This window comes from Novosphingobium organovorum (assembly GCF_022832435.1).
Classification (GTDB): domain Bacteria; phylum Pseudomonadota; class Alphaproteobacteria; order Sphingomonadales; family Sphingomonadaceae; genus Novosphingobium; species Novosphingobium organovorum.
Window position 1 is genome coordinate 1 of sequence record NZ_JALHLF010000160.1, and the last position, 5,777, is coordinate 5,777.

The 5,777-nt window shown below is 64.4% G+C and carries 7 protein-coding genes; 1 reads left to right on the forward strand and 6 read right to left on the reverse strand.

Features of this window, described 5'->3' with window-relative positions; all coding sequences use genetic code 11:
* Positions 1–410 (forward strand): OmpA family protein (locus MTR62_RS19500; protein WP_244024081.1); only part of this gene is annotated, 410 nt, incomplete at its 5' end.
* 182 nt (positions 411–592) lie between these two features.
* On the opposite strand, the gene queC is transcribed toward MTR62_RS19500, so the two are convergent.
* From queC to MTR62_RS21535, 6 genes are all read right to left on the reverse strand, one after another.
* Positions 593–1,294, reverse strand: coding sequence for a 7-cyano-7-deazaguanine synthase QueC (gene queC / locus MTR62_RS19505; RefSeq protein ID WP_244024083.1), 702 nt, complete (start codon positions 1,292–1,294; stop codon positions 593–595).
* Positions 1,295–1,359: 65 nt separating this feature from the next.
* Positions 1,360–1,797, reverse strand: a complete 438-nt coding sequence (locus MTR62_RS19510; RefSeq protein ID WP_244024085.1) for a hypothetical protein — start codon at positions 1,795–1,797, stop codon at positions 1,360–1,362.
* A 264-nt stretch (positions 1,798–2,061) separates the two neighbouring features.
* Entirely contained in the window at positions 2,062–2,967 is a 906-nt protein-coding gene (gene hslO, locus MTR62_RS19515) for an Hsp33 family molecular chaperone HslO (RefSeq protein WP_244024091.1), read from the reverse strand.
* Positions 2,968–2,975: 8 nt separating this feature from the next.
* On the reverse strand, positions 2,976–3,902 hold the full coding sequence (gene argF / locus MTR62_RS19520; RefSeq protein ID WP_244024087.1) for an ornithine carbamoyltransferase: 927 nt from the start codon (positions 3,900–3,902) through the stop codon (positions 2,976–2,978).
* Positions 3,902–5,092, reverse strand: coding sequence for an aspartate aminotransferase family protein (locus tag MTR62_RS19525; RefSeq protein ID WP_244024089.1), 1,191 nt, complete (start codon positions 5,090–5,092; stop codon positions 3,902–3,904). Before MTR62_RS19525 ends, argF begins: the two co-directional genes overlap by 1 nt.
* 142 nt (positions 5,093–5,234) lie before the next feature.
* The coding region (locus MTR62_RS21535) for a cold-shock protein (RefSeq protein WP_327194439.1) at positions 5,235–5,777 on the reverse strand (543 nt) is incomplete at its 5' end.

Below are 5,777 nucleotides of genomic sequence, written 5' to 3' on the forward strand. Positions count from 1 at the left end.
CCCCGCCGCCCCCGCCGCCGCCGCCGCCGCCCGCTCCGGCTCCGGCTCCGGAAGTGGTCTGCAACAAGGGTCCCTACATCGTCTTCTTCGATTGGGATAAGTCGGACATCACGCCCGAGGCCGCCACGGTTCTCGACAGCGCTGTGACCGCCTACGGCAACTGCGACAACGTTCCGATCATGCTGGCCGGTTACACCGACGCATCGGGCACCAAGACCTACAACATGGGTCTGTCCAAGCGTCGTAACGCCTCGGTCCAGGCTTACCTGACCTCGCACGGCATCCCCGAAGCGGCGATCTCGAGCGAAGCGTTCGGCGAAGCCAACCAGCGCGTTCCCACCGCCGACGGTGTGCGCGAGCTGCAGAACCGTCGCGTCGAAATCACTTACGGTCCGGGTTCGGGCATGTAAGCGAACCGGCAACGGTACAAGATTGGGGGGCTGGAGAAATCCTGCCCCCTTTTCTTTTGGGCGGAACGCTCCCAACCCAGCCCGCTTGCGCCAGAAGCCAGATACAAAAAGGCCCCCGGTCGGCACGACCGGGGGCCTTTTTCGTGGATCGACCGGCGCGACTCTGGCGCGCGTGGAAGCGCTCAGGCCGCGTAAGGCGTCGCGTCCGCGTCGCCCAGCCCCGCCTGTTCGAAGCCCCCCTTGCGCAGGCGACAGCTGTCACACAGGCCGCAGGCGCGCCCATCAGGCTGCGGATCGTAGCACGACCAGCTCATCGCCGGATCGAGCCCGAGACGAAGGCACTCGCGCGCGATGTCCGCCTTGCTCATGAACTGAAGCGGTGCGTGAATCGAAAAGGGACTGCCCTGAGCGCCAACCTTCGTCGCCAGCCCGGCGATGTCCTCGAAGGCCGAAATGAACTCGGGCCGACAGTCGGGATAGCCCGAATAATCAAGCGCATTCACCCCGATGAAGATATCGTGGGCGCCAATTGCCTCGGCCCAGGCCAGCGTCAGCGAGAGGAACACCAGGTTGCGCGCCGGCACGTAGGTTACGGGAATATCGTCCCCCACCCCCGTCTTGGGCACCGCGATGTCGTCGGTCAGTGCCGACCCGCCGAACCGGCGCAGATCGAGCGGTAACACCACGTGACGCGCAGCACCAAGATGCTCCGCGATCGTCCCCGCAGCCTCTATCTCGCGCCGATGGCGCTGGTTGTAGTCGATCGTGAGAGCATTGACCCGATAGCCCTGTTCCCGCGCGAGGGCGGCTGAAACCATCGAGTCGAGACCTCCGGAAAGCAGCACGACGGCGTCCCGTGGTTTGTCCTGTTCGCTATTTACCATGGCCTGTCGCTAAGCCCGAACGCGCGCGCGCGCAAGCGCACACGCACGCCGCAGCGGTTTGCTGGTCAGCGCGTGCACGGCCCCAGCCGCCGCCCCTCGGCCGAAAAGGCGAAAGGCAGGCCACCGTGAATTCCCTGCGTGTCGATCTGGATCAGCCCGTCGGTCTCGCGCCGGATCGTAGTGCGCCCGTAACCTTGCCCCGGACAGGTGTACTGGACCGTGACCTCGCTCGGCCGATCGGCGACCACGACCTGGCGGCACGCAATACCGGGATGGCGAAGCTGCACGAAATCGCGTCCGGATCCAATGCACACACGCTCTTCGTCGCGCGCCGATCCGCGGGGGCGCAGGGCCCAGTGTCCGGGCTCCAGTTCGCTCAGCATTGCCAGTGTCGCCTCACGACCAACCGCCGGAATCGCGCCCAGACCGAATTCGCTCAAGCCAAGCGCGCACAGGCCAAGGATGCCCGTCCCGGCGATCGAGAGAATGCTACCTGATTTCATGTCGCCGCAATTCCGCACACGAGTTCGCCCCCGAACCAGACCAAGTATCGGGACTGACGGAGCAAGTTTCAAGGGTCTGGCCGCAGCGCGGAGCGCGGGCGCGCTTGCTGCAAGCGCAATCGAAGGTGCCCGGTGAACCGCTGCGCACCAACCGTAAACCCACGCCTGAACGGATGATCGGATTGCTCCCGATCGACTGCTCCAGACTTTTGTTCAGACGCATTTTCGGAACGTTCAGGTGCTCCCACCTGACGAAAAAATGCCCTAGACCGGAATGCGCAGCACCTTCGAGCAGAACGCACAGTCAACCGGGACCATGCCGTCCGCCTCACGCAGATCCGCCAGCTGATCTTCGGGAAAGCGCCCCAGAATCGTCTGGTAATGCTCTATCGTGCAACGGCACCCGCGTTCGAGCAGGACGAGCGGCTCGACGCGCACTTCCTCTTCCTCGTGGAACAGGCGCCACAAGAGCTGCTCGAGCGTCAGCACCGGATCGAGCAGCTCCTCGCGCTGCACACTTCCGGCCATGACCGCGACATGCTCCCAGTCGGGGTGATCCTCCTGCGCGTGGAGACGCGCCTGGCCTTCCTCGCCATCGGGCAGGAACTGGACCAGCATCCCGCCGCCCATACAACGATCGCCGTGCGAGCGCACCGCCACGCGCAGCAGCGTGGGCACTTGCTCGGACTGCGCGAAGTAGGCTTCGCAAGCCTCGCTCAGCGAAGCACCTTCGAGCGGCACCACGCCCTGATAGCGCTTGCCCGTGACCGCGAGGTCGAAGGTGATCGCCAGATACCCGGTGCCGAACAGCGCGGCCAGATCTGCCTGCCCATCGGCCGCCTCCAGCGCCGCAAGCTTGTCCGCATCGTAATGGACATAGCCGCGCAATTCACCTTCGCGGTAATCGCACACCAGCATGTCGACCAGGCCACCCTCGGCCTGGGCCTGAACGGTAAGCTGCGCCCCCTCTTCCTTGAGCAACGAGCCCATCAGCGCGGTCAACACCAACGCTTCGGCCAGGAGATGCTTGACCAGGTCGGGATAGTCGTGCGCCGACAGGATGGTTTCGAGCACCGGTCCCAGGCGCACGATCCGCCCGCGCGCGTGGCGCGCGGGCAGCGAGAACGCCAGGACCCGGTCAAATCCCGTATCGTCCCGGCGTTCGATCATGGTCTCACTCACAGCTTGCCAAGGCTCCACAGCAGCACCGACTTCTGGGCATGAAGGCGATTTTCCGCCTCGTCCCAGACCGCCGAAGCCGGCCCGTCGATGACCGCGTCAGTCACTTCCTCGTTGCGGTGCGCGGGCAGGCAGTGAAGGAACATCGCCCCCGGCGCCGCCCTGGCCATGAGCCCCTCGTTGACCTGATAGGGCGTAAGAGCGGCAATGTGCGCCTCGCCGCCCGCCTGCCCCATCGAGACCCAGGTGTCGGTCACGACGACCTGCGCGCCACTGGCCGCCTCGATCGGATCATGGGTAATGACGATTTCGCCACCCGCCGCGCGCGCGCGCGCCACGAAGTCCGCGTCGGGCTCATAGCCTTGCGGCAGCCCGAGGCGCAGCGTGAACTTCATCAGGCCTGCCGCCTCGATCATCGAATTGGCGACATTGTTGCCATCGCCAAGCCAGGCCATCTGAAGGCCAGGAAGCGCAAAGCCATGCTCGACGATGGTCACCAAGTCGGCCACGATCTGGCACGGATGCGACAGGTCGGTCAGCCCGTTGATGACCGGAACATCGGCATAGTGGGCCAGTTCCTCGATCTTGGCGTGATCGTTGGTGCGGATCATGATCGCATCGACCATACGGCTGAGCACGCGCGCGGTATCGGCGATGCTTTCCCCACGGCCCAGCTGGGTGCTGCCGGATTCCATGATCAGCGAGCTGCCGCCAAGCTGGCGAATGGCCTGGTCGAACGACACGCGGGTGCGCGTCGAATTCTTCTCGAAGATCATCGCCAGTGTGTGCCCGGCCAGCGGCGCATCCGCGTCGAGCTTGCCCTTGGGCCAGTCCTTGCGGGCCGCCTTGCGATCGATCGCATCGTTGATCATGGCCGCCAGGACATCGCCGCCCGCGTCGGCGAGACTGAGAAAATCGCGGTTCATCACAAGACCTCTTCAGGAACGTAGCTGGCCGCAGCGGCCGAAAGCTTCTCGAGGAATTCCTCGATGTGGCTGTCATCGATGACAAGCGGGGGCAGCACGCGCATCACACTGTCACCGGCCGAGACGGCCAGCACCTGGTGGTTGTCGCGCATGTGCGCCACAAAGGGCCGCGGCTCGACTTTCATCTTGAGGCCAAGGAACAGCCCCTTGCCGCGCACGCCTTCGAACAGCTCGGGGTAGTTGCCGATGAACTGCTCCAGACGGGCCTTGAAACGCTCCCCCTTGGCGCGCACTTCGGCCAGGAACGCCTCGTCGCCGATCACGTCGAGCACCGCACCGATCGCGGCCATGGCAAAGGGATTGCCGCCATACGTCGAACCATGCGTGCCAGCCGTCATGCCGCGCGCCGCCTTTTCGGTCGCCAGGCAGGCGCCGACGGGAAAACCGCCGCCGATGCCCTTGGCCGTCGCCAGAATGTCGGGCTCGATGCCGTACTGTTCGTAGGCGTAGAACGTCCCCGCACGGCCGACCCCGCTCTGCACTTCGTCGAGCACGAGCATGAGGTCGTGCTTGTCGCAAAGCGCCCGCAGCCCCTTGAGAAAGGCCTCATCGGCCACCCGGATACCGCCCTCGCCCTGGATCGGCTCGACCAGGAAGCCCGCGGTATGGGGACCGATGGCGGCTTCAGCGGCCGCCAGATCGTTGAATTCGACGTACTTGAAACCGGCCAGCATGGGCTCGAAACCCTTATGCATCTTGGTCTGGCTGGACGCGCTGATGGTCGCCATGGTCCGCCCGTGGAAGGCGTTGTTGAAGGTGATCAGCTCGAACTTCTCGGTCTTGCCCGCCGACTGGTGGTAGGCGCGCGCCGTCTTGATCGCGCACTCGACCGCTTCCGCGCCCGAGTTGGTGAAGAACACCGTGTCTGCAAACGTGAGATCGACGAGCCGCTGCGCAACCGCTTCGCCCTGCGGGCTACCGTAGAGGTTCGAGACATGCATCAGCGTCTCGGCCTGCTTCTGGATCGCCGAAATCAGGCCTTCGTGCGAATGGCCGAGGGCATTGACCGCGATCCCACTCGCAAAATCGAGGAATCGGCGGCCATCCTCGCTGATGAGATGGCAATGTTCGCCGCGAACGGGCCGAACACCGCACCGGGGATACACAGGCATCAACGGAGTGATCGACATTTCGAAAAATCCTCGAAAAAGAAGGGAATGTAGGAAAAGTATAACACAAACGAGAAATGGCGGCCCTCATAGGGCCGCCATTTGCGCGCTTCTAGGCTGTTGTGGCGCCCCGGTCAAACGACCGGGAGCGCGACAGGCTGGATCAACCCTGGAGCGGCGTCAGGTTGACCGCCGAGTACTTGCCTCGTCGATCGACCTCGATGTCGAACTCCAGACGATCGCCTTCGTTCAGGCCAGTCATGCCCGAACGTTCGACCGCACTGATGTGCACGAACGCATCCGGTTGACCATCGTCACGCGTAATGAAGCCGAAGCCCTTCATGGAGTTGAAGAACTTGACCGTACCGCTCGCCTTTTCGCCCGTCAGCTGACGCTGGGGCGCGACTTCGCGCTTCTGGACGGGAATCACGTCGCCAACAACGCTCAGGTCGCTGGCTGAGACCTTGCCGCCGCGATCGACGAGCTGGAATTCCAGCTGCTGACCTTCAGCCAGGCCTTCGAGACCGGCACGTTCCACGGCGCTGATGTGAACGAACACGTCGTCACCGCCTTCATCGCGCTGGATAAAGCCGAAGCCCTTAGCTGCGTTGAAGAACTTGACGACACCGCGTCCCTGACCGACGACCTGGGCCGGCATGCCACCGCGACCGCCGCCGCCGCCGCCGCCACGCGGACCGCCGCCGAA